The organism is Streptomyces huiliensis (assembly GCF_020037025.1).
GTDB lineage: Bacteria > Actinomycetota > Actinomycetes > Streptomycetales > Streptomycetaceae > Streptomyces > Streptomyces huiliensis.
The window spans coordinates 1-22,974 of the sequence record NZ_JAIQLH010000127.1; the positions used below are offsets into that span (position 1 = coordinate 1).

The window sequence follows — 22,974 nt, forward strand, 5'->3', positions numbered from 1 at the left end:
GAGGACGGGGAGCGCCGTGCCGCCGCGGCCGTCCGGCGCCGCCACGAGGCGGGCGGCGGCCCGGACGGCGAGATGGGCGGTGGTCACGTCCGCCGCCACGCGGCGAGCCGCTCGCGCACCCAGTCCCGCACCGGCGCGACGCCGCCCTCGGCGGCGAGCGACGTGAACGCCACCGGCAGGTCGCCGCGTTGCGCCTTCGCGTCCCGCGCCATGCCGTCGAGGTCCACGCCGACGTACGGCGCGAGGTCCGTCTTGTTGACGACCAGCAGATCGGCGCCGGTGATGCCCGGGCCGCCCTTACGGGGGATGTCGTCGCCGCCCGCCACGTCGATGACGAAGATCTGGGCGTCGACGAGGCCCTTGGAGAAGGTGGCGGTGAGGTTGTCGCCGCCCGACTCGACGAGGATCAGGTCGAGCGGGTCTTCGATGGTCTCCTCAAGATCCTCGATGGCTTCGAGGTTGGCCGAGATGTCGTCCCGGATCGCGGTGTGGGGGCAGGCGCCCGTCTCCACGGCGGTGATGCGCTCGGGCGGCAGGACGGCGTTGCGGAGGAGGAACTCCGCGTCCTCGCGGGTGTAGATGTCGTTCGTCACGACCGCGATCGAGAGGTCGTCGCGGAGGGCTCGGCAGAGGGCGGCAACCGTCGCCGTCTTGCCGGTGCCTACTGGACCGCCCAGGCCGATGCGGAGCGCTCGGCGCTTGCCGTTCGGTCGGAGGGCGGGGGTGGCTGAGTGGGTGTGGCGGTGGGGGTAGGGGGTGGTGGAGTGGTCGAGGTGCATGTCGGGTCTCCCTTGGGTGGGTGGTTGAGGTCTCTTTTGGGGTGCCCCGGTCCCACCCCTTCACCGCTTCCTGGGGCTGCGCCCCAGACCCCGCCGATCGCGGCTCCGCCGCTCGTCCTCAAACGCCGGACAGGCTGGATAGTGCCCCTGGGCGCGCACTTCAGCCCGTCCGGCGATTGAGGACAACCGCGCGCAGCGCGGTTTCAGGGGGTCTGGGGGCTTGCCCCCAGGAAACGGCGAAGGGGCGGGACCGGGGCACCCCACCTACGAAGCGAACAGCCGCACCGCCCACCCCCCATGCACCTCCGCCATCACATCCAGCAGCGGCGCCGACGCAGCCGGCAGCACATCCGCCCCCTCCTCCACAACCCGCTCCCCCGCCACCGCGGCCCGCGAAGCCACCGCGTCCAACTCCGGCGCCAGCCGCGCCAGAACACCCGTAGCCTCGAACGGATCGAGACCGAGAAGCCGCACGACAGCCGTAGCCGGCCCGCCGATCGCCTCATAACCCGCCGCGTACGCCGCGGCCCCCGCCCCCAGCCCCGCCGCGCGAGCGGTGACACCGAGAACGACAGGCTGGTGAGCGCCGCGCGGCCGGGCCGCGGCGAGTGCGTCGAGGGCGGGCGAGGGCCAAGCCGCCCGTGCGGCGCGCATCAGTTGGCGGCCGAGCCGGCGGGCGGTGGCGCGCAGGGCCGGGGACGGTGTCCGCGCGTCGGCGGCCTCGTCGAGGAGGAGCGGGTCCGCGCCGGCGGCGGCCGCCGCGGCGAGTGCGGCGGCGGTCAGTCCGGCCGTGTGCAGCCGTCCGCGGCAGAACTCCTCCAGGTCGGCCGCGTCCCGGATCCGCCCCGCCGCGACGGCCGCCTCCGCGCCGCCGGAGTGGGCGTGGCCCCCGGCGGGGAACCGCCCGTCGGCGAGGACGAGCAAGGAGGCCAGGGCAGTGGCGTCGACAGTCGTCATCAGAAGAGGAAGTAGCGCTGGGCCATCGGGAGTTCCGCCACAGGGCTCGGTTCGACCGGATCGCCGTCGACGGTGACGGTGAACGTGTCCGGGTCGACCTCGACGCGCGGCCGGGCGTCGTTCTCGCGCATGTCGGCCTTGGTGACACCCCGGGTGTCGCGGATGGGGAGGAAGCGCTTGCCGAGGCCGAGGCGTTCGGGGAGGCCGTCGTCGAGGGCCCATTGGGTGACGAAGTTGAGGGAGGTGGCGGCCGGGGCGCGGCCCACCGCGCCGAACATCGGCCGTGGCAGCACGGGTTGCGGCGTGGGGATGGAGGCGTTGGCGTCGCCCATCTGCGCCCAGGCGATCTGGCCGCCCTTGACGACGAGCAGCGGCCGGACGCCGAAGAACGCCGGTTCCCACAGCACCAGGTCGGCGAGTTTCCCCTCCTCCACCGAGCCGATCTCGTGGTCGAGCCCCTGGGCCACGGCCGGGTTGATCGTGTACTTGGCGACGTAGCGGCGGGCCCGCCGGTTGTCGGCCGGGCCGTCGCCCGGCAGGGAGCCGCGCCGGGCCTTCATCACGTGCGCCGTCTGCCAGGTACGCAGCACGGTCTCCCCGATACGGCCCATGGCCTGGGAGTCGGAGGAGACGATGGAGATGGCGCCGAGGTCGTGGAGGACGTCCTCGGCGGCGATGGTGCCGGGGCGGATGCGGGACTCGGCGAAGGCGAGGTCCTCGGGGACGGCGGGGTTGAGGTGGTGGCAGACCATCAGCATGTCGAGGTGTTCCTCGACGGTGTTGACGGTGTGCGGCCGGGTGGGGTTGGTGGAGCTGGGGAGGACGTTGGGTTCGGAGACGACGGTGATGATGTCGGGCGCGTGCCCACCGCCCGCGCCCTCGGTGTGGTACGCGTGAATCGAGCGCCCGGCGATGGCGGCGAGGGTGTCGCCGACGAACCCGGCCTCGTTGAGGGTGTCGGTGTGGATGGCGAGTTGGGCGCCGCTCTCCTCGCAGACGGAGAGGCAGGCGTCGATGACGGCGGGGGTCGCCCCCCAGTCCTCGTGAATCTTGAATCCGACGGCGCCGCCGCGCAGTTGGGCGCGCATCGCGTCGTACGAGACGGTGTTGCCCTTGCCCAGCAGGCCGACGTTGACGGGGTATGCCTCCATCGCCTCGAACATCCGGGCAAGGTGCCAGGCGCCGGGGGTGACGGTGGTGGCCTTGCTGCCCTCCGCCGGGCCGGTGCCGCCGCCGACGAGGGTGGTGATCCCGGTGGCGAGCGCGGTCTCGGCGAGCTGGGGGCAGATGAAGTGGACGTGGGCGTCGACGGCTCCGGCGGTGAGGATGCGGCCGTTGCCGGAGATGATCTCGGTCTCGGGTCCGATCACCAGGTCGGGGTGGACCCCGTCCATGGTGTCGGGGTTGCCCGCCTTGCCGACGCCGGTGATCCGGCCGTCGCGGATCCCCACGTCGGCCTTGACGACGCCCCAGTGGTCGAGGACCACCGCACCCGTGATGACGGTGTCGGGGGCGCCCTCGGCCCGGGTGGCCCGGGACTGGCCCATGGACTCGCGGATGACCTTGCCGCCGCCGAACACCACTTCGTCACCGGCCCGTCCGGGCCCGCCGCAGCGGTCCTCCTCCACCTGGATCAGGAGGTTCGTGTCGGCGAGGCGGATCCTGTCGCCGGTGGTGGGGCCGTAGAGGGCGGCGTACGTGGCACGGTCGAGCCGGGCCGGTTCACCCGAAGGCCCAGCCATCGACTCAGCCATCGAGCTGACCCCCGCAGGCCCCGCGCAGGCCCGGGACGATCCGCTTGCCGGCCAGCGGGACGAGGTCCACCTCCACCGGGATGCCGGGCTCGAAGCGGACGGCGGTGCCGGCCGGCACGTCGAGCCGCTTGCCGTGGGCGGCGGTCCGGTCGAACTCCAGGCCGGGGTTGGCCTCGGCGAAGTGGTAGTGCGAGCCCACCTGCACCGGCCGGTCGGCGGCGTTGAGCACGGTGATCCTGGTGCGGTGCAGGCCCTCGTTGAGGCGGACGGGCTCGTCCGCGTGGAGGACCTCTCCTGGTACCAGGGCGTCGACGGTCATGGGTTCCCCCTCGTCAGGCGATGGGCTCGTGGACGGTGACGAGCTTGGTCCCGTCCGGGAAGGTGGCCTCGACCTGGACGTCGGGGATCGTCTCGGGGATGCCGGGCATGACCTCGTCGCGGGTGAGCACCTTCCGTCCGGACGCCATGAGTTCGGCCACCGTGCGGCCGTCGCGGGCGCCCTCCAGGACGTGCGCGGTGATCAGCGCGACGGCCTCGGGGTGGTTGAGCGGCAGACCGCGGGCCCGGCGCTTCTCGGCGACGTCGGCGGCCACATGGATCAGCAGCCGCTCCTGCTCGTGCGGTGTCAGTCGCACAGGTCCCACCTCACTGTCGTCCGAACGCAGCGGGACGTTACCCCAGTTCAGCACGGTGCCGACGGGTGCGAACCCGCCCTGGGGCCGGTGATTGCAACTTACTGCGCAAGCTTTTCCGCCGTGTTAACCGCCGCTTTGCGGCACCATGACGAAAGGAGCCGGTCAACCCCCGGACTCAGTCGATCACTTTGATCTTCTTCATGGTCGGCTGGGAGATGACCCGGGCGACGCCGGGGATGCCGATGATCTTCTTCGTCTGGAACGCCTCGTAGGCGGCGTAGTCGGCGACCAGCACCCGCAGGTAGTAGTCGGGCGTGCCGAACGCGCGGCGGAACTCGACGACCTCCTCGTACGCGGCGATGGTCGACTCCAGTCCCTCCAGCGTCTTCAGATCGCTCACCGACACCTCGATGGACACCATCACCTCCAGCCCCCGGCCGGCCGCCTCGTGGTTCACCCTGGCCCGGTAGCCGGTGATGATCCCCGCCTCCTCCAGCCGCTTCACCCGGCGCAGGCAGGGTGGAGGCGTGAGGCCGACCCGGCGGGCCAGTTCGACGTTGGTCAGCCGGCCGTCTTGCTGCAGGTGAAACAAGATGTCGCGATCGATGGCATCGATTTTGTGATCGTTGCTCATATGCCCACTCCCCACTCACATTTCGAAACCACATGAGGCGATATTCATCCTAAGGTTGCGGCATGGTGACGCCTACGGACGACCACGCCGGCACCGCCCCCTCCCCTCCGGCTCCCCGCACACTGCGGACGGATCTGCGCCGCGCGTTCGAGGACTCCGGCTCGGTGGGTCTCGGCGCCTATCCGATGGGCGTCGCCTTCGGTGTCCTGGTCGCCCACTCCGGGCTCCCGTGGTGGTGGGCGAGCGTCTTCTCCGGCTTCATCTACGCCGGCTCCCTGGAATTCCTCTTCCTGGGCCTGGTGCTGTCGACCACGCCGCTCGCGTCGATCGCGACGACGGCGTTCCTCGTCAACTTCCGCCACGTCTTCTACGCCCTGTCCTTCCCGCTGCACCGGGTCCGGGGGCGAGTCGGCAAGGCGTACAGCACGTTCGCCCTGTCCGACGAGGCGTACGCGGTCACCGCCGGCGAGGCGGCCCGGTCGTACCCCGGCCGGCGGATCCTCTGGCTCCAGGTGTTCATCCACTGCTACTGGGCCGGCGGGGCGACGACCGGTGCCCTGCTGGGCTCGGTGATACCCGACGGGGTCAAGGGCCTGGACTTCGCGGTGACGGCCCTGTTCGCCGTCCTGGCGATCGACGTCTTCCGCACCCGCCGCGACATACCCACCCCGCTGCTCGCCCTCGCCTGTGCGCTGGTGGCGCGGTTCGTGTTCCCCGGCCAGCTGCTCCTGGCCGGCTTCGCCCTGTTCACCGCCGGGCTGCCGGCCCGCTACCTCCTGACGCGCGAGGAGCGGACGCGTGCCTGACACCGGATACCTGATCGCCGCGGTCGCCACCGCCGTCGCCGTCACCTGGGCCCTGCGCGCCCTGCCCTTCGCCCTCCTGGCCCCGCTGCGGTCGAGCCCGCTGGTCGTCTACCTCAGGAAGGTGATGCCGGTCGGCGTGATGGTCGTCCTCACCGTCTACACCCTGCGCGACTTCGATCCGCACCTGCCCGACCGCGCCTGGCCGACGGCGCTCGCGTTGGCCTTCACCGTGGTGCTGCACCTGTGGCGGCGGAACGTCCTGCTGTCCATCGCCGGAGGCACCGTCGTCCACGTGCTGCTCGCCAGCGCGGTCTTCGGCTGATCCGAGAGGGGCCCCCGAGTCGCCCCCCCTCAGCGCCGGGAGTCGCCCCCCGGGTCGCGGTGCTGCGCCGCGATGCCGAAGCGGCCGGGGTCGCCGGGGGTGGACGGCAGGTGCCGGACGGTCGAGACAGTGCTGATCACCGGCTCGTCCACGGCTCGCTCGTCCACTTCCGCCTCACGCCGTTCCATCCGCTCCAGCCTTTCCAGCCGCTCGAGATCGGCCGCAGACACCAGGGCGACCAGGGGCTTCCCGTGGCGCGTCACGGTCACCCGCTCGCCGCCGTAGACGACGCGGTTGATCAGCTCCGCCAGTTCGGCTCGGGCTTGCGTCACAGGAATCTCGTAGGCCATGGCCCCATTCTATCGGCACGTACATCCTGTACATTTTTTACAGACGGCGCCGCGGTCAGGATCGGCGGGCCGTCCGCCGCAGCACGCCCGCACCCTGGAGGCCCGCCGTGATCCCGTACACGTCCCGCCACGTCCTGCCGGAGTTCACCGAACGCACGTCCGACGGCCGTCGCACGTTCGACCCCTACTCGAAGCTCCTGTCGGAACGGATCGTCATGGTGGGCACGGCGGTCGACGACACCGCCGCCACGGACGTGATCGCCCAGCTGATGCACTTGGAGCACGCGGCGCCCGACCGGGACGTCTCGCTCTACATCAACTCCCCCGGCGGCTCCTTCGCCGCCCTGTGCGCCGTTCACGACACCATGCGCTACATCGCCTGCGACATCGAGACCGTCTGCCTGGGCCAGGCCGCCCCGGCCGCCGCCCTGCTGCTGGCCGCCGGCACCCCGGGGAAGCGGGCGGTGCTGCCGCACGCCCGGGTGCTCATCGGGCCGCCGTCGCTGCCGGAACCGGTCCGCGGCACCCCTTCCGACCTGGTGATCCACGCCGAGGAACTGCTGCGCCGGCGCGCGGCGCAGGCGGAGATGCTGGCCCGGTACACCGGGCGGGACGTCGAGCGGATCCTGGCCGACACCGACCGGGACACCGTCTTCGACGCCGCGGCCGCGGTGGCCTACGGCCTGGCCGACCGGGTCGTCGAGAACCGCGCCGCCTGGCCGGCGCCGGCGTCCGGGCGGTGACGGAGGTGGCGGACGGAGCAGACGGGACGCAGGGAACGCAGGGCATGTGGCCGGACTGGCCACCGCTGCCCGCCCTGACCCGCGCCGAGGGCGAGGTGGTGGACCGGTACCTGGAAGTACTGGATCTCCTCGGCAGGATCAATCCCGCGCGGGTACAGGGCACGTACGGGGGGCTACGAGCCGCGCAGGCGCTGGTGGTCGCGAGCACGGGACTTCGGGATGCCCTGGCGGTCATGTTCGAACGGGGTGAACGGGAGGTGTACACGGGGACAATGACACGGGCGTTGCGCGCACTCGACGGAGAGCGCCGTGCGCGCCGGGTGATGTTGCCGCCGCCATCCGCGAGTTGAGAAGCGGAAACGCTTTTCAACAGGATTCCTCCAGACAACGGACGCGATCGTAGACGTGGTGCGGTGATCACTCTCAGCGGCGCGCGCACTCCGCGCTCGGGTGATCCGTAACCGGCGCAGGTGGCGGCCTCAGCACGGCGTTCCCATGAGGGTCAAACCGCCCTGCGTCCACCTGAATTGCCCACAGGTGACGAGGCTCACATAACCGGGGTTCCGCTCGGAAAGCCGGCCGCGCCTGCGCCAAGATCCTCGGGACGACAAGCCCCCGCCACACGGCGGGGCGGTCCCGGCGGACGCCGAACCCTGCCGCCGCCGGGGCGGGTCGACGAGGAGTGCATCGGCAGGGATGGAGGACCCGAGCACGGCGGGACGGCTCCCCGGAGCCGCCCCTTGGGGTGAAGCCGCCCAGGCGGCCGGGCATTCTTCGCCTGCCCGAACCCGACAGGCAATCCTTCACAGGCGGCTGACGAAGGGTATGCGCATGGGCGCGCACAAACGTCCCGCAAGGCTGTCCAAAGCCAAGGCCGCATCGGCCCTGACCCTCGCCGCCGTCGGCGTCTCGTTCCTGACGCCGGGCGGCACCTCCAAGGCGGAGGCGGCATCCGTCTCGGTCAGGGCACTGCAGATCGCCGCATCCAAGCAGGGCTCGCCCTATCAGTGGGGCGCCACGGGCCCGTACCGCTTCGACTGCTCGGGGCTGACTCTCTACTCCTTCAAGCGGGCCGGCAAGCAGCTGCCCCGCACCGCCGCGGCCCAGTACAACCGCACCCACCACATCCCCCGCTCCGCCCGTGAAGAGGGCGACCTGGTGTTCTTCCACTCCGGGCGGGGCGTCTACCACGTCGGCATATACGCCGGGGGCGGCAAGATGTGGCACGCCCCCAAGACCGGCTCCGTCGTCCGCCTGGAGCGGATCTGGACGAACAGCGTCTGGTACGGCCGGGTGACCTGAGGCGACGGGCAGCCGCGGGGCCTCCCGACCGGAGTCCCGACCGGAGTCCCGGCAGGCCCCCAGGCAGGATCCCCTGGCGGGCCCCGCCCTCACGGCACCGGCACGGTCCACGGAAGGCAGATCCACACCGTCTTGCCACCCTCGGCCGTCGGTGTGACCGAGAACCGGCCGCCGCGCTCCGCGGCGAGCCAGCGGACGATCACCAACCCCCGCCCGTTGTCCTGCTGGACCGCGGCGGGCAGCCGGCGGGGGTGACGGGGGTGGCTGTCGGTGATCCCGATACGCAGCTCCTCGTCGCGTTCGAGCAGCACATCCACGGTGAAGGTGGGGGACTGGCCGCGGGTGTGCTGCACGGCGTTGGTGGCCAGCTCGGAGACGATCAGCCGCACCGCCTCGGCGGCCTCCGTGCCGGCCGGCAGGCCCCACTCCCCCAGGACGGACGCGACGTAGCGGCGGGCCGTGGAGACCGAGGCCGGGGCGCTCGGCAGGGTGACGGACGCTTCCTGGAGATCTGCCATGTCGCTGTCCCTTTCCACCGAGTTCCACCGGGCTCACCGGATCCCACCGGGAGAGGCCCACGGGCGGCTCTTCACGTCAGAGTGCCACTGATAACGCCCGTGATGGGTGCGATCCACCGGGATGTGCATATATCTGTCGCTCGAAGCGGTGAACTCTGCGACGGCAGACCGTATGTGAGCGGATCGATGCTCTATTGACTCAGGGGTACGCATGCGAGGACGTCGCGAGGACGTACGGCGCGTCCGCCCGGCCCGCGGCAGGGCGGCGGGACGTACGACGCACGAGGGGAGGGACCGCCGTTGCGGTACGGACCGGCGGTGCGCCGCCGCAAACTCGGCGCCGAACTGCGCCGGCAGCGCGAACTGACCGGGATGACCAGCCGGCAGGCCGCGGACGCGGTCGGCTGGCACCAGTCGAAGGTCAGCCGCATCGAGACCGGCAGCAGCGGGGCCAAGCCCGCCGACGTGGCCCGGCTGCTGGACGCCTACCGGGTCTCGGACCCCGAACTCCGGGCGCTGCTCGGCGCGTTGTGTGGAGCGGACTCCACGGGTCCGGGGGACGGCGGTTCCGGTTCTCGGCGCGGCTGGTGGTACGCGTACCGCGATCTGCTGCCCTCCGCCTACCTGGACTTCATCAGCCTGGAGTCGGAGGCCTCGCGCTCGCGCACCCTGGAGACCACGGTGGTGCCCGGCCTGCTCCAGACCCCGGCGTACGCCCGCGCGGTGACCCGGGCCGCGCTCGGCGATCCGCCCGAGCGGCAGGTCGACGAGCTCGTCCGGGTGCGCATGGCACGGCAGTCGGTGCTGCGCCGGCCGCGGCCGCTGGAGCTGTGCGCGATCCTGGACGAGGCGGTGCTGCGGCACGAGGTGGGCGGTCCCGAGGTGATGGCGGGGCAGTTGGGGCACCTGCTGGACACCGGACGGCTGTCCCATGTCCGGCTGCACGTCCTCCCGTTCGCCCGGGGCAATCACATCGGCATCACCGGGCCTTTCGTTATCTTCTCCTTTCCGCGCATTGCCGATCTGGACGTGGTTGTTCTCGACCACTTGACGAGTAGCCTCTATCTGGAGCGGAAAGAAGACCTCAGGGCGTACGGCGCCGCGTTCACCACGCTCCGGGCGCACGCCCTCTCGCACGAAGAGTCCCTGGACTTCATCGCGGAGATCGCGGCAGGCCACGCCCGCACCCGCACGCCGTGAACCGCCCCGAACACGCGAACACGCCTGGACACGAGGACGCGCAGGGAGGCGCCATGTCCGCACCACCGCGGTACGTACCTTCTCGTTCGGTTCCGCGCGCGGCCGAGTGGCGGCGCAGCAGCCACAGCACCGGGATGAACAACTGCGTCGAGGCCGCCGCCCTGCCCGCCGGCCCCCTGGCCGTACGCGACTCCAAACGGCCGGCGGGCCCCTGCCTCCTGGTGGGACCCGCCGCCTGGACCGCGTTCGTCACCCGGCTCCGCGCGACGGCGGATGACGTCCGGCGCGGCCCGCGCCTCCGGTGCAGTACGCGCTGACGCTCCCGTTACCGGCACCTCCGCGCCGCCGGCGGGGCGGTCCGGACGATCGTCGCGACCGCCCGCTCGACCTCGCGGTCGGAGAGGTCGGCGCGGGCGGTCAGCCGCAGCCGGGAGACGCCGTCCGGCACGGACGGCGGGCGGAAGCAGCCCACCGCGAGCCCCTCCGCCCGGCAGGCGGCCTGCCAGCGCACGGCCGCCTCCGGCGCGGGGGCGCGGACCGAGACGACGGCCGCGTCGGGGCGGACGGCGGTGAACCCGGCGGCCGTCAGCCGCCGGTGCAGCCCGCCGGCCACCGCGCGGACTCGGGTCACCCGGTCCGGCTCCCGGCGCAGCACGTCCAGGGCCGCGAGGGCCGCGGCGGCGGCGGCGGGCGCGAGGCCGGTGTCGAAGACGAAGGTACGGGCGGTGTTGACGAGGTGGGTGATGACCCGGGCGGGGCCGAGCACCGCGCCGCCTTGGGCGCCCAGCGACTTGGAGAGGGTGACGGTGGCCACCACGTCCGGGGCACCGGCCAGCCCGGCGGCGTACGGCGCGCCGCGGCCGCCCTCCCCCAGCACCCCGAGCCCGTGCGCGTCGTCCACCAGCAGCCCCGCGCCGCCCTCCCGGCACACCCGTGCCAGGTCGCGGAGCGGCGCGGCGTCGCCGTCCACCGAGAACACCGAGTCGGTGACGACCAGGGCCCGGCCCGGATGGGTCATCAGGGCCTTGCGGACGGCCGCGGGGTCGGCGTGCGGGACGACGGCCTTCCGGGCGCGGGCGAGCCGGCAGCCGTCGATCAGCGAGGCGTGGTTGCCCTCGTCGGAGACGAGCAACGAAGGGGTGCCGGACGGGTCGGGGGGCGCCGCGAGGGCGGTGACGGCAGCCAGGTTGGCTGCGTAGCCGGAGGAGAGAACGAGCGCGGCCTCGAAGCCGCAGAACTCGGCGAGGCTCCGTTCCAGTTCGGCGTGCAGCTCGGTGCTGCCGCTGACCAGGCGGGAGCCGGTGGCCCCGGCGCCCCACCGGTGGGCGGCCGCGGCGGCGGCCCGGGTGACCCGCGGGTGGCGGCACAGGCCCAGGTAGTCGTTGCCCGCGAGGTCGGTGGTGGAGGTGTCGCCCGTGGGACGGGCGGGGCGGGGGCGCAGGGTACGGGCGAGGCCGGCGTCCCGGCGGGCCCGGTGCTGCTCGTCGAGCCAGTCGAAGACGTCGAAGGCACTGCTGTGGACGCTGTCGTGGGGCATCGGCCGTCCCGGCTCCTGTGCGGTCCCTGGATGGGGTGTCTTCCGCGGATGTCTGCCGCGGATTCTGCCGCGGATGTCTGCCGCAGGTGATTTCTGCGGTGTCTGCTACGGATGTCTGCTACGGACTTCAGCACCGCGCCGGTCCGGGTCCGACTGTGGGAATCGCATAAATCGTCGCGGACTCCCTGACCCGGGCCGAGGACGGCCGACCCTCAAACTAGCCTTTCCCGCCCATGATCAGCATGTCGTGATCCACCCAGCTTGGCGACGCGGTGTTGTGAGATCCCTACCTTGGCCCGGAGCGGTCCGGTGGGACAGGATCTCTGGCCATGGACCTGATCGACACCTTGGTGGAGAAGGGGCTGCGGCGCGAGTCGCCGACCCGGGACGAGGCGCTGGCCGTGCTGGCGACCTCCGACGACGAGTTGCTGGACGTGGTGGCCGGGGCGGGCCGGGTGCGCCGGAAGTGGTTCGGGCGGCGGGTGAAGCTCAACTACCTCGTCAACCTGAAGTCCGGGCTGTGCCCCGAGGACTGCTCGTACTGCTCCCAGCGGCTCGGCTCGAAGGCCGAAATCCTCAAGTACACCTGGCTGAAGCCTGAGGACGCGTCGAAGGCCGCGGCGGCGGGCGTGGCGGGCGGCGCCAAGCGCGTCTGCCTGGTGGCCAGCGGGCGCGGTCCGACGGACCGGGACATCGACCGGGTCACGCGGACCATCGAGGCCATCAAGGAGGAGAACGAGCGGGTCGAGGTGTGCGCGTGCCTCGGGCTGCTCTCCGACGGCCAGGCGGAGCGGCTGCGCGCGGCGGGCGTCGACGCCTACAACCACAACCTCAACACGTCCGAGGCCACCTACGGCGACATCACCACCACGCACACCTACGCGGACCGCCAGGAGACCGTGCGGCTGGCGCAGGGCGCCGGCCTGTCGGCCTGCTCGGGGCTGATCGCGGGCATGGGCGAGAGCGACGCGGACCTGGTGGACGTCGTGTTCGCGCTGCGCGCGATGGACGTCGACTCGGTGCCCGTCAACTTCCTCATCCCGTTCGAGGGCACCCCGCTGGCCGAGGAGTGGAACCTCACGCCGCAGCGGGCGCTGCGCATCCTGGCGATGGTCCGCTTCGTCCACCCGGACGCGGAGGTGCGGCTGGCCGGTGGCCGCGAGATCCACCTGCGCACCCTCCAGCCGCTGGCCCTGCACCTGGTCAACTCCATCTTCCTGGGCGACTACCTGACCAGTGAGGGCCAGGAGGGCAAGGCCGACCTCGACATGATCGCGGACGCGGGCTTCGAGGTGGAGGGCGCGGACACGACGACGCTGCCCGCGCACCGCGTGCGGTCGGCGGCGGGCTGCGGCGGCGGTACGTGCGAGCCGTGCGGGGACGCGAGGGCCGACGACGCTCCCGAGCCCGCGGCGGACGAGACCGGTGCGGCCCGGACGGACCTGGTCGCGGTACGCCGCCGGGGCGCGGGAACGGACCTGCCGCCCAATGCCTGATCCCCTCCTCCGCCCCGGGGCGGAACCCCTCACCCCGAGCCGCCTGCTGGAGCTGGACCGGCAGCACGTCTGGCACCCGTACGCCCCGATGCCCGGCCGGCGGGATCCGCTGGTCGTCGCGTCGGCGTCGGGCGTCCGGCTGCGCCTGGCGGAGCCCGTGCACGGCTCCTCCGAGCTGGTGGACGGCATGTCGTCCTGGTGGGCGGCGCTGCACGGCTACAACCACCCGGTGCTCAACGAGGCCGCGCGGGACCAGCTGGACCGGATGAGCCATGTGATGTTCGGCGGACTCACCCACGAGCCCGCCGTCCGGCTGGCCGCCCGGCTGGTGGAGATCACGCCGGAGGGCCTGGAGCACGTGTTCCTCGCCGACTCCGGTTCGGTCTCGGTCGAGGTGGCCGTCAAGATGTGCCTCCAGTACTGGCGTTCGTCCGGCCGGCCGGAGAAGCGGCGGCTGCTCACCTGGCGCGGCGGCTACCACGGCGACACCTGGACGCCCATGTCCGTCTGCGACCCGGACGGCGGGATGCACAGCCTCTGGTCCGGCGTGCTGCCGGAGCAGGTGTTCGCGGACGCGCCGCCGGCCGGCTTCGACGCCGAGCCCGACCCGGCGTACGAGGCGCACCTGAGCGAGCTGGTGGCGCGCCACGCGCACGAGGTGGCGGCGGTCATCGTCGAGCCGGTGGTGCAGAACGCCGGCGGGATGCGCTTCCACTCCCCCGCCTACCTGCGGCTGCTGCGCAGGCTCTGCGACGAGCACGACGTGCTGCTGGTCTTCGACGAGATCGCCACCGGCTTCGGCCGCACGGGCGCGCTGTTCGCGGCGGACCACGCCGGGGTCACCCCCGACGTGCTCTGCCTGGGCAAGGCGCTGACCGGCGGCTATCTGACGATGGCGGCGGCGCTGTGCACCCCGCGGGTGGCCGACGGGATCTCCCGGGGCGAGGTGCCGGTGCTCGCGCACGGGCCCACGTTCATGGGCAACCCGCTGGCGGCGGCCGTCGCCTGCGCGTCCGTGGACCTGCTGCTGGGCCAGGACTGGCAGGCGGAGGTCAAACGGATCGAGACCGGCCTGCGGGACGGCCTCGCGGAAGCGGCCGGACTCCCGGGGGTCCGGGACGTCCGCGTCCTGGGCGCCATCGGCGTCGTCCAGCTCGACGCGCCGCTCGACGCGGCGGGGATGGTGGCGGCGACGGAGGCGGCGGTGCGCGAGGGCGTCTGGCTGCGGCCGTTCGGCGAACTCATCTACACCATGCCGCCGTTCGTCACGGGTGACGAGGATCTGGCGCTCGTCTGCCGGGCGGTACGCGCGGCGGCGGAGGCGGCGGGAGGGAAGCGGGCATGACGGTACTGATCGTCTCGGGCACGGGCACCGAGCTCGGCAAGACCATGACGACGGCGGCGATCGCCGCGGTCGCCCTGGCGGAGGGCCGCTCGGTGGCCGTCCTCAAGCCCGCCCAGACCGGCGTCGCGGCGGACGAGCCGGGGGACGTGGCCGAGGTCCGGCGCCTCGCCGGCCCGGTCACCGGCCTCGAACTGGCGCGCTACCCCGAGCCGTTGGCCCCGGCGACGGCGGCCCGCCGCTCGGGCCTCCCGCCGGTGCGGCCGAAGGACGTCGCCGCGGCGGCGGAACGGCTGGCCGCCGAGCACGATCTCGTGCTCGTCGAGGGCGCGGGCGGCCTGCTCGTCCGCCTGGACGACGAGGGGGCCACGCTCGCGGACGCGGCGCGGCTGCTCGGCGCTCCGGTTCTGGTGGTGGCGGCGGCCGGGCTCGGCACGCTCAACGTCACCGCACTCACCGCGGAGGCTCTGCGCTCGCGCGGGCTGGCCTGTGCGGGGGTCGTCATCGGCAGCTGGCCCGCCGAGCCGGACCTGGCGATGCGCTGCAACGTCGACGACTTCCCGGAGTCGGCCGGAGCCCCTCTCGTCGGCGCCCTGCCCGCCGGGGTGGGCGCTCTGCCGCCGGGCGATTTCCGCGCCCGCGCGGCGGGTTGGCTGGGGCCGGAGCTTTCCGGGACGTGGTCGTCGGCTCAGCTGGGCTGAGTGGCCCCGGTCCCGCCCTTTCACCGTTTCCTGGGGCTCCGCCCCCAGACCCCCTTGTCCTCAAACGCCGGACGGGCTGAATCGAGCCCGTCCGGCGTTTGAGGACAAGCGGCGGAGCCGCGACAAGTGGGGTCTGGGGCGCAGCCCCAGGAAACGGTGAAAGGGCGGGACCGGGGCTCACCTCCCTCCGCACGGGGAACAATCGCGTTAGCCGACGCGTCCCCGGAAAGGGGTGTGCCATGCCGCCGCTTCGCCGTTCCAGGCCACCACGCGACCCCGACCCCGTCCACCACCCCCTCTTCGCCCGCTTCTACGTGCGAACGGCGCCGGCGCTGGAAGCGCGGAGCGGAATGGCCGCGCACCGGCGGGAGTTGCTGGCCGGGCTGGCCGGGCGGGTGATCGAGATCGGGGCCGGGCCGGGGCTGAACTTCCCGTACTATCCGGACGCCGTGTCGGAGGTGGTGGCGGTCGAGCCGGAGCGGCGGCTGCGCCGGCCGGCGGCGGAGGCGGCGGTGCGGGCCGGGGTGCCGGTGGACGTCGTCCCGGCGACGGCGGAGGCGCTGCCGGTGAAGAGCGAGGCGTTCGACGCGGCCGTCGTGTGCCTGGTGCTGTGCTCGGTGCGGGACGTGCCGAGGGCGCTCGGCGAGCTGCGCCGGGTGCTGCGCCCCGGCGCCGAGGTCCGCTTCTTCGAGCACGGCCGCGCCGAGGAGCGGACGCTGGCCGCCGTCCAGCGCGTGGCCGACCGCACGCTCTGGCCCCGGTTGTTCGGCGGCTGCCGGACGAGCCGGGACCCGCTGCGCGCCTTGTCCGGCGCCGGGTTCGCGGTTCGCTCCTGGCACCGGCTGTGGGTGCCGGCCACGGGCCCGCGGCTGCCGTCGTCCTCCTGCGTCACGGGAGTCGCCGTCCGCCCCGACTGAACCGGGCGTCGGTCAGGCCCCGTCGGGGCCGCGCAGCGCCGCCTCCACCAGGCCCCTGACGTGCGCGCGCGGCACCTCGCCGCCCGTGACCAGGCGGTCGAAGACCAGGCCGTCGACGCAGGCGAGCAGGGTGACGGTGCGCTCCTCGGGGTCGGGGACGCCCCGGTTCGCCAGGAAGTCCCGCACGGCGTCCCGCGCCGCGTTCCCGCGCGGCGCGAGGACCTCCCGCAACGCCGGGTCGCGCACGCTCTCGACGGCGCAGGCGTAGCGGGCCAGGGTGCGCCGGCGTCCGGGGCCGGTGAGGCGGAGTTCGGTGAACGCCACGAGCGCGGCGGTCAGTTCGGCGGCGTCCTGTGGCACCGGCAGGGTCGCCCCGAGCTCCCGGAACTCGGCCTGGTCGACGTCGACGAGTCGCCGGACCAGGGCGTCGAGCAGCGAGCGGCGGGTGCGGAAGTACGCGGAGGTGGTGCCGGGCGGCAGGTCCGCCGCGCGGTCGACGGCGCGGTGGGTCAGCCCGCGCATGCCCTCGTCGGCCAGGACGTCGAGGGCCGCGTCGGCGAGGAGGATGCGTCGTTCGGTGGCCACGCCCCCCTTTCTACCGCAGGTGAGGCTCTGCCCTATGCTCCCGTCACGGAGATCTTCTACACCTGTAGAAGGTCCGGCGTGAGCACAGCGGGAAAGGGGCCTGACATGGGCAGCAGCGCGGTGATCGTCGGCGGGGGCATCGGGGGCCTGGCGGCCGCCCTCGGACTGCGACGGATTGGCTGGGAGGTGACCGTCGTCGAGCGCGCCCCCGTACTCGACGACGCGGGCGCGGCCATCTCACTGGCCGCCAACGGCGTCCGCGCCCTCGACGAACTCGGCGTCGGGGAGGCCGTCCGCGCCGCGTCCCGCTTCCAGTACACGGGCGGGACGCGCACCCCCGACGGCCGGTGGCTGGCCCGGATGGACGGCGCGGCCCTGGAACGGGAGCTGGGCACACCGATCGTCGGCATCCCCCGGTCCGTCCTGCACGGGATCATGCGCGCCGCGCTCCCGCCCGGGGCCCTGGTCACCGGGGCGGAGGTGACGGAGGTCGACCGCTCCGACCCGTCCGGCCCCCGCGTCCGCTGGGGTGGCGAAGAGGGCGACGAGGTCCGTACGGCGGACGTGGTCGTGGCCGCCGACGGCGTCCGCAGCCGGCTGCGCCACGCCCTGTTCCCCTCCCACCCGGGCCCGGCCTACAGCGGCTCGACGGTCCTTCGGGCGATCACCGAGCACCCGGTGGACGCGTCCGGCGACTTCGAACTGACCTGGGGGCGGGGCGCCGAGTTCGGCCACATCCTGCTGGCCGACGGGCGGGCCGAGTGGCACGCCGTTCTCAACGCTCCCGCCGGACTCCGTACCGCCGACCCCCTCGCCGCGCTGCGTCGCCGCTTCGGCGGCTGGCACGAGCCGGTCCCGGCGCTGCTGGCCGCCACCCGCCCGGAGGACGTCCTGCACCACGACATCCACGAGCTCGTGACCCCGCTCCCCTCCTTCGTCGCGGGCCGCGTGGCCCTGCTCGGCGACGCCGCCCACGCGATGACACCCCACCTCGGCCAGGGGGCGTGCCAGGCGCTGGAGGACGCGGTCACGCTGGCCGCCGTCCTGGCCGCCGAGCCGTCGGTCGCGTCCGGGCTGGCCCGGTACGACGCCGAGCGGCGGCCCCGGAGCCAGGGCGTCGCCCGCGCCGCCCGGCAGGCCGGGCGCCTGGGCCAGCAGCTGGACCGGCCGCTCGCGACCGCCCTCCGGAACGCGGCGTTCCGGCTGGCTCCGGCGGGCACCGCCGTGCGCGCGGTCCTGCGGCACGCCGCCTGGACGCCGCCCCGTCTCGGCTGAGCCCCGACGCGCTCGCTTTGCCTTTCCTTTACTATTGGTGGTCACGGTTCCCGGGGCATCCGTCTCCCTGTGAGTCCCCGCCGTCTCCCTGTGAGCCCCGCGAACCGTCCTCCCATACGAACGAAAGGTGTGAGCGTCCTCCCATGGGCGAACCTCCCGGCAGTACCGGCGTCCGACGTCGCGCGCCCCTCCGGCCCGTGCCCGATCATGGGACGGAGGTGACCCGATGACCGAAGTGCTCCTGCTGGTGCTCACCCTGGTGCTGACGCTCGCGTGCGCCGTCTTCGTCGCCGCCGAGTTCTCGCTCACCACGGTGGAGCGCGGCGAGCTGGAGCGGGCCGCGGAGGCCGGCGACCGCCGCGCCCAGGGCGCGCTGCGGGCCGTGCGCGGCCTCACCTTCCAGCTCTCCGGCGCCCAGCTCGGCATCACCGTCACCGGCCTGGTCATCGGCATGATCTCCAAGCCGTCGATGGCCGCCCTGCTGACCGGCCCGGTCGAGGCCCTCGGGCTGTCCCGGGGGGTGGCGTCCTCGGTGGCGCTGGCCCTGGGGACCGTGCTGTCGACCGTGCTGCTGATGGTCGTCGGCGAGCTGATCCCCAAGAACTGGGCGATCTCCCGGCCGCTGCCGGTGGCCCGCGCCGTGGCCGGGCCGCAGCGCGCCTTCTCCGGCCTCTTCCGGCCGCTGATCCGGCACCTGAACAACTCCGCCAACCGCGTCCTGCACCGGATGGGCGTCGAGCCCGCCGAGGAGCTGGCCACCGCGCGCGGCCCCCGCGAACTGGCCGCCCTCGCCCGGCACTCCGCCCGCGAGGGCGCGCTGGAGGCGGACACCGCCGAGCTGTTCGTCCGCACCCTGAACCTCGCCGACCTGACGGCGGAGAACGTGATGACGCCCCGCGTGCAGGTCACCGCGCTGGACGAGCGGGCCACCGTCGAGGACGTGGCCAACGCCACCCGCGCGACCGGCCTGTCCCGCTTCCCCGTCTACCGGGGCAGCCTCGACTCCGTCGTCGGCGTCGCGCACATCAAGGACGTCCTCGCCGTCCCCGCCGACCAGCGCCACCAGCGCCCGGTCACCACCCTGCTCCGCGAACCGCTGCTCGTCCCGGCGTCCCTCACCGTCGACCGGCTGCTGGACCGGCTCTCCGCCAAGCGCAGCATGGCCGTGGTGATCGACGAGTACGGCGGCACGGCCGGCGTCGTGACGCTGGAGGACATCGTCGAGGAGGTCGTCGGCGAGGTCCGCGACGAGCACGACCCCGTCGAACGCCCCGACCTGGCCCCCGCCGGCACCGGCCCCGAGGGCCGGCAGCGGTACGACGCCGACGGCGCCACCCGCACCGACCAGCTCGACGCCATCGGCCTGCGGGTGCCCGAGGGCCCGTACGAGACGCTGGCCGGCCTGATCGCCGCCAAGCTCGGCCGGATCCCGGCCGCCGGGGACACCCTGGAAGTGGCCGGCTGGCGGCTGGAGGTGACGGACGCTTCGGGGCGGCGCGCCGCCCGGGTCCGGCTCACGGCCCCCGACCGCGGCCCCGACGCGCACGCTGACGCGGCGGACGGCCCCGGCTTCGGCTCCGGCTCCGGCTCCGGGGAGGCCGGCCGATGACCGCCGTGCAGTTGCTGATCGGCCTGGCGACGCTGGTCGCCAACGCCTTCTTCGTGGGCGCCGAGTTCGCGCTCATCTCCGTGCGCCGCAGCCAGGTCGAGCCGCATGCCGACCAGGGCGACCGACGGGCCCGCCGGGTCCTGTGGGGCCTGGAGCACATCTCGGCCCTGATGGCGGCGGCACAGCTCGGCATCACGCTCTGCACCCTGGTGCTCGGCGTGGTCGCGGAACCGGCCATCGCCACCCTGCTGGAGCCGGTGCTGCACGCGGCGGGGCTGCCGCCCGGGGGCATCCACGCGGTGTCGTTCGCCATCGCCCTGGCCGTCTCGACCTACCTCCACATGCTGTTCGGCGAGATGGTGCCCAAGAACATCGCGCTCGCCGAGCCGGTGCGCACCGCCCTGTTCCTCGGCCCGCCCCTGGTGGCCCTGTCGCGCACGCTGCGCCCGGTGGTGTTCGCCATCAACCAGCTGGCCAACGCCGCCCTGAAGCTGCTGCGGGTGGAGCCCAAGGACGAGGTGGCGGCGGTCTTCTCGGACGACCAGCTGGCCCGCATGGTGGCCGACGCCAGCGCCGCCGGGCTGCTGGACGAGCGCTCGACGGAACGCCTGCGGGACGCCCTGGAGCTGGGCAAACGCCCGGTGGCCGACGTGGTGCTGCCGGTCGACCGGGTCGTCGCGGCGCGCTTCGGCGTCACCCCGGAGCAGCTGGAGGCGCTCGCCGCGCGGTCCGGCTACTCCCGCTTCCCGGTGATCGACGACCGCGGCCGGATCCTGGGCTACCTGCACGTCAAGGACGCCCTGGACGCGACGCCGCGCGACGTCCCGTTCCCGCTGCGCCGGATACGCACCATCGCGCAGGTGCGGGCCGACACCCCGCTGGACGACGTCATCACCGCGATGAGCGGCACCGGCGCCCACCTCGCGGCCGTGCTCGGCACCGACGACCGGCTGGCCGGGCTGGTCACGCTGGAGGACGTGCTCCGGCAGCTGGTGGGACGACGGGTGTGAGCCGGCTGGTGTGAGACGGCTGGTGTGAGACAGGAGGGGCCGGAGGGGCACGAGAAGGGACGGGAGTAGGATCGCCGCGCCATGCGGATGAATGCCTCCCCCACCGGGAACCCCGAGAACGCCCCGCCGGCCCGGCAGGCTGACGCCCCCGCGTTCACCAGCTTCGTCGCGGTCGGCGACTCCTTCACCGAGGGCATGTCCGACGTGCTGCCGGACGGCTCGTACCGCGGCTGGGCCGACCTGCTCGCCACCCGCCTCGCCGCCCGGACCACCGGCTTCCGGTACGCCAACCTGGCGGTGCGCGGCAAGCTCATCGGGCAGATCGCCGACGAGCAGGCGGCGCCCGCCGCCGCGCTGGGCGCCGACCTGGTGACGCTGGTCGGCGGGCTCAACGACGTGCTGCGGCCCAAGTGCGACGTCGACCTGGTATGCGCGCGGCTGGCCGAGACCGTCGAGCGGCTGGCGCCGAGCTGCCGGCAGCTGGTGCTGATGCGCAGCCCGGGCCGGCGCGGCCCGGTCCTGGAGCGGTTCCGCCCCCGGATGGAGCGGCTGTTCGGCTTCGTCGACGAGCTGGCCGAGCGGCACGGCGCACTGGTCGTCGACCTGTTCGGCGCCGAGGTGCTGGGCGACTCCCGGCTGTGGGCCGAGGACCGGCTGCACCTGAACGCCGAGGGGCACCGGCGGGTCGCCGAGGCCGTCTGGCAGGCGCTCGGCCTGCCGCCGGAGTCCGACTGGCGGCAGCCCCTGCCGCCGGCCGTCCGCCCCGGCTGGGCCACGCGACGCAGCTCCGACCTGCGGTTCGCCCGCGAGCACCTCGGCCCGTGGATAGGCCGTCGGCTCACCGGGCGGTCCTCGGGCGACGGCCGGGCGGGCGCGCACTTCAGCGCCGCTCTCGGGGAGGCGTACTTCGTGACGCCGGAGGCCGAGCCGCCGGGCTGCGTCACCGGCTGGCGGCGCTGGGCGGACGGAACCGAGGCTTCCGGCCGGTCCTCGTAGGAACGCACCAACCGGGCCGCCGTACAGGTCTGCGCGTTCCGCCAGTAGACTTCCGTCACGTGACTGCTGCTCTCCCTTCCAAGCCCCGCATCCCCAACGTGCTGGCCGGCCGCTACGCCTCCGCCGAGCTCGCCGTCCTGTGGTCCCCCGAGTACAAGGTGACCCTGGAGCGCCGGCTGTGGCTCGCCGTCCTCCGCGCCCAGAAGGACCTGGGGATCGAGGTGCCGGACGCCGCGCTCGCCGACTACGAGCGGGTGCTGGAGCAGGTCGACCTCGCCTCGATCGCCGAGCGCGAGAAGGTCACCCGGCACGACGTCAAGGCCCGCATCGAGGAGTTCAACGCCCTCGCCGGCCACGAGCACGTCCACAAGGGCATGACCTCGCGCGACCTCACCGAGAACGTCGAGCAGCTGCAGATCCGGCTCTCGCTGGAGCTGGTCCGCGACCGCACGGTCGCCGTCCTGGCCCGGCTGGCGAAGCTGGCCGCCGACCACGCCGAGCTGGTCATGGCCGGCCGCTCGCACAACGTCGCCGCCCAGGCCACCACCCTCGGCAAGCGCTTCGCGACCGCCGCCGACGAGCTGCTCGTCGCGTACGGCCGCGTCGAGGAGCTGCTGGCCCGCTACCCGCTGCGCGGCATCAAGGGCCCGGTCGGCACCGCCCAGGACATGCTGGACCTGCTCGGCGGCGACGCCGGCAAGCTGGCGGAGCTGGAGCGCAGGACCGCCGCCCACCTGGGCTTCGGGCAGGCCTTCACCTCCGTCGGCCAGGTCTACCCGCGGTCGCTGGACTACGACGTGGTCACCGCGCTGGTGCAGCTGGCCGCCGCGCCGTCCTCGCTCGCCAAGACCATCCGGCTGATGGCCGGGCACGAGCTGGTCACCGAGGGCTTCAAGCCCGGCCAGGTCGGCTCGTCCGCCATGCCGCACAAGATGAACACCCGCTCCTGCGAGCGCGTCAACGGCCTGATGGTCATCCTGCGCGGCTACGCCTCGATGACCGGCGAGCTGGCGGGCGACCAGTGGAACGAGGGCGACGTCTCCTGCTCGGTGGTGCGCCGCGTCGCGCTGCCGGACGCGTTCTTCGCGCTCGACGGCCTGCTGGAGACCTTCCTCACCGTCCTCGACGAGTTCGGCGCGTTCCCGGCCGTCGTCGCCCGCGAGCTGGACCGCTACCTGCCGTTCCTGGCCACCACCAAGGTGCTGATGGGCGCGGTCCGGGCCGGCGTCGGCCGCGAGGTCGCGCACGAGGCCATCAAGGAGCACGCGGTCGCCTCCGCGCTGGCCATGCGCGAGCAGGGCGCCGAGCGCAACGAGCTGCTGGACAAGCTGGCGGCCGACGAGCGGATCCCGCTGGACCGCGCCGCGCTGGACGCGCTGATGGCGGACAAGCTCTCCTTCTCGGGTGCCGCCGCCGACCAGGTGGCCTCGGTCGCCGCCCGCGTCGAGGAGATCGTCAAGGCCCGCCCGGAGGCCGCGGCGTACGCGCCGGGTGCCATCCTGTGAC

General features: G+C 73.5%; 26 protein-coding genes. 16 read left to right on the forward strand and 10 right to left on the reverse strand.

Features of this window, described 5'->3' with window-relative positions; translation table 11 throughout:
- Window positions 1-83 precede the first annotated feature (83 nt).
- From ureG to JNW98_RS21765, 6 genes are all read right to left on the reverse strand, one after another.
- Window positions 84-779 carry an urease accessory protein UreG gene (gene ureG, locus JNW98_RS21740; protein ID WP_223769943.1) on the reverse strand — a complete coding sequence of 232 codons (696 nt, stop codon included), beginning with the start codon at window positions 777-779 and terminating at the stop codon, window positions 84-86.
- Window positions 780-1,043: 264 nt separating this feature from the next.
- Window positions 1,044-1,736: an urease accessory protein UreF gene (locus tag JNW98_RS21745; protein ID WP_223769944.1), complete on the reverse strand. Its 693-nt coding sequence runs from the start codon at window positions 1,734-1,736 to the stop codon at window positions 1,044-1,046.
- Window positions 1,736-3,478, reverse strand: a complete 1,743-nt coding sequence (locus JNW98_RS21750; protein WP_223769945.1) for an urease subunit alpha — start codon at window positions 3,476-3,478, stop codon at window positions 1,736-1,738. Before JNW98_RS21750 ends, JNW98_RS21745 begins: the two co-directional genes overlap by 1 nt.
- A gap of 4 nt (window positions 3,479-3,482) precedes the next feature.
- Window positions 3,483-3,794 (reverse strand): urease subunit beta, encoded by a 312-nt coding sequence (locus JNW98_RS21755; RefSeq protein WP_223769977.1) that lies wholly within the window; start codon window positions 3,792-3,794, stop codon window positions 3,483-3,485.
- Window positions 3,795-3,822: 28 nt separating this feature from the next.
- On the reverse strand, window positions 3,823-4,125 hold the full coding sequence (locus tag JNW98_RS21760; RefSeq protein WP_223769946.1) for an urease subunit gamma: 303 nt from the start codon (window positions 4,123-4,125) through the stop codon (window positions 3,823-3,825).
- 175 nt (window positions 4,126-4,300) lie between these two features.
- Complete coding sequence (locus tag JNW98_RS21765; RefSeq protein ID WP_223769947.1) at window positions 4,301-4,759, reverse strand: Lrp/AsnC family transcriptional regulator; 459 nt, start codon at window positions 4,757-4,759, stop codon at window positions 4,301-4,303.
- Window positions 4,760-4,821: 62 nt separating this feature from the next.
- Between JNW98_RS21765 and JNW98_RS21770 the strand changes: the two genes are divergently transcribed.
- The gene (locus tag JNW98_RS21770) at window positions 4,822-5,565 is read left to right on the forward strand and encodes an AzlC family ABC transporter permease (RefSeq protein WP_223769948.1); all 744 of its coding nucleotides are present in this window, start codon (window positions 4,822-4,824) and stop codon (window positions 5,563-5,565) included.
- Window positions 5,558-5,887 (forward strand): branched-chain amino acid transporter permease, encoded by a 330-nt coding sequence (locus tag JNW98_RS21775; RefSeq protein WP_223769949.1) that lies wholly within the window; start codon window positions 5,558-5,560, stop codon window positions 5,885-5,887. Before JNW98_RS21770 ends, JNW98_RS21775 begins: the two co-directional genes overlap by 8 nt.
- Before the next feature lie 29 nt (window positions 5,888-5,916).
- Here the strand turns inward: JNW98_RS21775 and JNW98_RS21780 are convergent, their stop codons facing one another.
- Window positions 5,917-6,237: a type II toxin-antitoxin system Phd/YefM family antitoxin gene (locus JNW98_RS21780; RefSeq protein ID WP_223769950.1), complete on the reverse strand. Its 321-nt coding sequence runs from the start codon at window positions 6,235-6,237 to the stop codon at window positions 5,917-5,919.
- Between the two features lie 107 nt (window positions 6,238-6,344).
- Here JNW98_RS21780 and JNW98_RS21785 point away from each other — a divergent pair, with 107 nt between their 5' ends.
- The 3 genes from JNW98_RS21785 (at window position 6,345) to JNW98_RS21795 (ending at window position 8,282) form a co-directional block, all read left to right on the forward strand.
- Window positions 6,345-6,980, forward strand: a complete 636-nt coding sequence (locus JNW98_RS21785; RefSeq protein WP_223769951.1) for an ATP-dependent Clp protease proteolytic subunit — start codon at window positions 6,345-6,347, stop codon at window positions 6,978-6,980.
- Window positions 6,981-7,024: 44 nt separating this feature from the next.
- Window positions 7,025-7,330, forward strand: a complete 306-nt coding sequence (locus JNW98_RS21790) for a hypothetical protein (RefSeq protein ID WP_223769952.1) — start codon at window positions 7,025-7,027, stop codon at window positions 7,328-7,330.
- A 481-nt stretch (window positions 7,331-7,811) separates the two neighbouring features.
- Window positions 7,812-8,282: a C40 family peptidase gene (locus JNW98_RS21795; protein ID WP_223769953.1), complete on the forward strand. Its 471-nt coding sequence runs from the start codon at window positions 7,812-7,814 to the stop codon at window positions 8,280-8,282.
- An 89-nt stretch (window positions 8,283-8,371) separates the two neighbouring features.
- On the opposite strand, the gene JNW98_RS21800 is transcribed toward JNW98_RS21795, so the two are convergent.
- Entirely contained in the window at window positions 8,372-8,800 is a 429-nt protein-coding gene (locus tag JNW98_RS21800; RefSeq protein WP_223769954.1) for an ATP-binding protein, read from the reverse strand.
- Between the two features lie 300 nt (window positions 8,801-9,100).
- Here JNW98_RS21800 and JNW98_RS21805 point away from each other — a divergent pair, with 300 nt between their 5' ends.
- The gene (locus tag JNW98_RS21805) at window positions 9,101-10,000 is read left to right on the forward strand and encodes a helix-turn-helix domain-containing protein (RefSeq protein ID WP_223769955.1); all 900 of its coding nucleotides are present in this window, start codon (window positions 9,101-9,103) and stop codon (window positions 9,998-10,000) included.
- A 134-nt stretch (window positions 10,001-10,134) separates the two neighbouring features.
- Entirely contained in the window at window positions 10,135-10,317 is a 183-nt protein-coding gene (locus JNW98_RS21810) for a DUF397 domain-containing protein (protein ID WP_372459298.1), read from the forward strand.
- 8 nt (window positions 10,318-10,325) lie between these two features.
- On the opposite strand, the gene JNW98_RS21815 is transcribed toward JNW98_RS21810, so the two are convergent.
- On the reverse strand, window positions 10,326-11,537 hold the full coding sequence (locus tag JNW98_RS21815; protein WP_223769957.1) for an 8-amino-7-oxononanoate synthase: 1,212 nt from the start codon (window positions 11,535-11,537) through the stop codon (window positions 10,326-10,328).
- A 329-nt stretch (window positions 11,538-11,866) separates the two neighbouring features.
- Here JNW98_RS21815 and bioB point away from each other — a divergent pair, with 329 nt between their 5' ends.
- From bioB to JNW98_RS21835, 4 genes are all read left to right on the forward strand, one after another.
- Window positions 11,867-13,033 carry a biotin synthase BioB gene (gene bioB, locus JNW98_RS21820; RefSeq protein WP_223769958.1) on the forward strand — a complete coding sequence of 389 codons (1,167 nt, stop codon included), beginning with the start codon at window positions 11,867-11,869 and terminating at the stop codon, window positions 13,031-13,033.
- The gene (locus tag JNW98_RS21825) at window positions 13,026-14,378 is read left to right on the forward strand and encodes an adenosylmethionine--8-amino-7-oxononanoate transaminase (protein WP_223769959.1); all 1,353 of its coding nucleotides are present in this window, start codon (window positions 13,026-13,028) and stop codon (window positions 14,376-14,378) included. Before bioB ends, JNW98_RS21825 begins: the two co-directional genes overlap by 8 nt.
- Window positions 14,375-15,076: a dethiobiotin synthase gene (gene bioD, locus JNW98_RS21830; RefSeq protein WP_223769960.1), complete on the forward strand. Its 702-nt coding sequence runs from the start codon at window positions 14,375-14,377 to the stop codon at window positions 15,074-15,076. Before JNW98_RS21825 ends, bioD begins: the two co-directional genes overlap by 4 nt.
- Window positions 15,077-15,315: 239 nt before the next feature.
- Window positions 15,316-15,993, forward strand: a complete 678-nt coding sequence (locus tag JNW98_RS21835; protein ID WP_223769961.1) for a class I SAM-dependent methyltransferase — start codon at window positions 15,316-15,318, stop codon at window positions 15,991-15,993.
- Between the two features lie 12 nt (window positions 15,994-16,005).
- Here JNW98_RS21835 and JNW98_RS21840 read toward each other — a convergent pair whose 3' ends face one another.
- Entirely contained in the window at window positions 16,006-16,578 is a 573-nt protein-coding gene (locus JNW98_RS21840) for a TetR/AcrR family transcriptional regulator (RefSeq protein ID WP_223769962.1), read from the reverse strand.
- A 105-nt stretch (window positions 16,579-16,683) separates the two neighbouring features.
- On the opposite strand from JNW98_RS21840, the gene JNW98_RS21845 reads away from it, so the two are divergent.
- The 5 genes from JNW98_RS21845 to purB all read left to right on the forward strand — a co-directional run bounded on the left by JNW98_RS21845 (window position 16,684) and on the right by purB (window position 22,973).
- Window positions 16,684-17,853 carry an FAD-dependent monooxygenase gene (locus JNW98_RS21845; protein WP_223769963.1) on the forward strand — a complete coding sequence of 390 codons (1,170 nt, stop codon included), beginning with the start codon at window positions 16,684-16,686 and terminating at the stop codon, window positions 17,851-17,853.
- Between the two features lie 226 nt (window positions 17,854-18,079).
- Window positions 18,080-19,462, forward strand: a complete 1,383-nt coding sequence (locus JNW98_RS21850) for a hemolysin family protein (RefSeq protein ID WP_223769964.1) — start codon at window positions 18,080-18,082, stop codon at window positions 19,460-19,462.
- Window positions 19,459-20,472, forward strand: coding sequence for a hemolysin family protein (locus tag JNW98_RS21855; RefSeq protein ID WP_223769965.1), 1,014 nt, complete (start codon window positions 19,459-19,461; stop codon window positions 20,470-20,472). The genes JNW98_RS21850 and JNW98_RS21855 overlap by 4 nt, the downstream gene beginning before the upstream one ends.
- An 87-nt stretch (window positions 20,473-20,559) precedes the next feature.
- Complete coding sequence (locus JNW98_RS21860; protein WP_372459301.1) at window positions 20,560-21,468, forward strand: SGNH/GDSL hydrolase family protein; 909 nt, start codon at window positions 20,560-20,562, stop codon at window positions 21,466-21,468.
- Window positions 21,469-21,527: 59 nt separating this feature from the next.
- Complete coding sequence (gene purB, locus JNW98_RS21865) at window positions 21,528-22,973, forward strand: adenylosuccinate lyase (protein ID WP_223769967.1); 1,446 nt, start codon at window positions 21,528-21,530, stop codon at window positions 22,971-22,973.
- The last annotated feature ends 1 nt before the right edge of the window (window position 22,974 follow it).

What these genes read in the sequence shown, in the direction of transcription:
- JNW98_RS21790 (WP_223769952.1), top strand. Translation starts at nt 7,025, where the DNA reads ATGTGGCCGGACTGGCCACCGCTGCCCGCCCTGACCCGCGCCGAGGGC.
- JNW98_RS21825 (WP_223769959.1), top strand. Translation starts at nt 13,026, where the DNA reads ATGCCTGATCCCCTCCTCCGCCCCGGGGCGGAACCCCTCACCCCGAGC.
- JNW98_RS21845 (WP_223769963.1), top strand. Translation starts at nt 16,684, where the DNA reads ATGGGCAGCAGCGCGGTGATCGTCGGCGGGGGCATCGGGGGCCTGGCG.
- JNW98_RS21800 (WP_223769954.1), bottom strand. Translation starts at nt 8,800, where the DNA reads ATGGCAGATCTCCAGGAAGCGTCCGTCACCCTGCCGAGCGCCCCGGCC.
- JNW98_RS21780 (WP_223769950.1), bottom strand. Translation starts at nt 6,237, where the DNA reads ATGGCCTACGAGATTCCTGTGACGCAAGCCCGAGCCGAACTGGCGGAG.
- ureG (WP_223769943.1), bottom strand. Translation starts at nt 779, where the DNA reads ATGCACCTCGACCACTCCACCACCCCCTACCCCCACCGCCACACCCAC.
- JNW98_RS21855 (WP_223769965.1), top strand. Translation starts at nt 19,459, where the DNA reads ATGACCGCCGTGCAGTTGCTGATCGGCCTGGCGACGCTGGTCGCCAAC.
- JNW98_RS21810 (WP_372459298.1), top strand. Translation starts at nt 10,135, where the DNA reads ATGAACAACTGCGTCGAGGCCGCCGCCCTGCCCGCCGGCCCCCTGGCC.
- JNW98_RS21835 (WP_223769961.1), top strand. Translation starts at nt 15,316, where the DNA reads ATGCCGCCGCTTCGCCGTTCCAGGCCACCACGCGACCCCGACCCCGTC.
- JNW98_RS21765 (WP_223769947.1), bottom strand. Translation starts at nt 4,759, where the DNA reads ATGAGCAACGATCACAAAATCGATGCCATCGATCGCGACATCTTGTTT.
- JNW98_RS21860 (WP_372459301.1), top strand. Translation starts at nt 20,560, where the DNA reads ATGAATGCCTCCCCCACCGGGAACCCCGAGAACGCCCCGCCGGCCCGG.
- JNW98_RS21770 (WP_223769948.1), top strand. Translation starts at nt 4,822, where the DNA reads ATGGTGACGCCTACGGACGACCACGCCGGCACCGCCCCCTCCCCTCCG.
- bioB (WP_223769958.1), top strand. Translation starts at nt 11,867, where the DNA reads ATGGACCTGATCGACACCTTGGTGGAGAAGGGGCTGCGGCGCGAGTCG.
- bioD (WP_223769960.1), top strand. Translation starts at nt 14,375, where the DNA reads ATGACGGTACTGATCGTCTCGGGCACGGGCACCGAGCTCGGCAAGACC.
- JNW98_RS21745 (WP_223769944.1), bottom strand. Translation starts at nt 1,736, where the DNA reads ATGACGACTGTCGACGCCACTGCCCTGGCCTCCTTGCTCGTCCTCGCC.
- JNW98_RS21815 (WP_223769957.1), bottom strand. Translation starts at nt 11,537, where the DNA reads ATGCCCCACGACAGCGTCCACAGCAGTGCCTTCGACGTCTTCGACTGG.
- JNW98_RS21850 (WP_223769964.1), top strand. Translation starts at nt 18,080, where the DNA reads ATGACCGAAGTGCTCCTGCTGGTGCTCACCCTGGTGCTGACGCTCGCG.
- JNW98_RS21795 (WP_223769953.1), top strand. Translation starts at nt 7,812, where the DNA reads ATGGGCGCGCACAAACGTCCCGCAAGGCTGTCCAAAGCCAAGGCCGCA.
- JNW98_RS21750 (WP_223769945.1), bottom strand. Translation starts at nt 3,478, where the DNA reads ATGGCTGGGCCTTCGGGTGAACCGGCCCGGCTCGACCGTGCCACGTAC.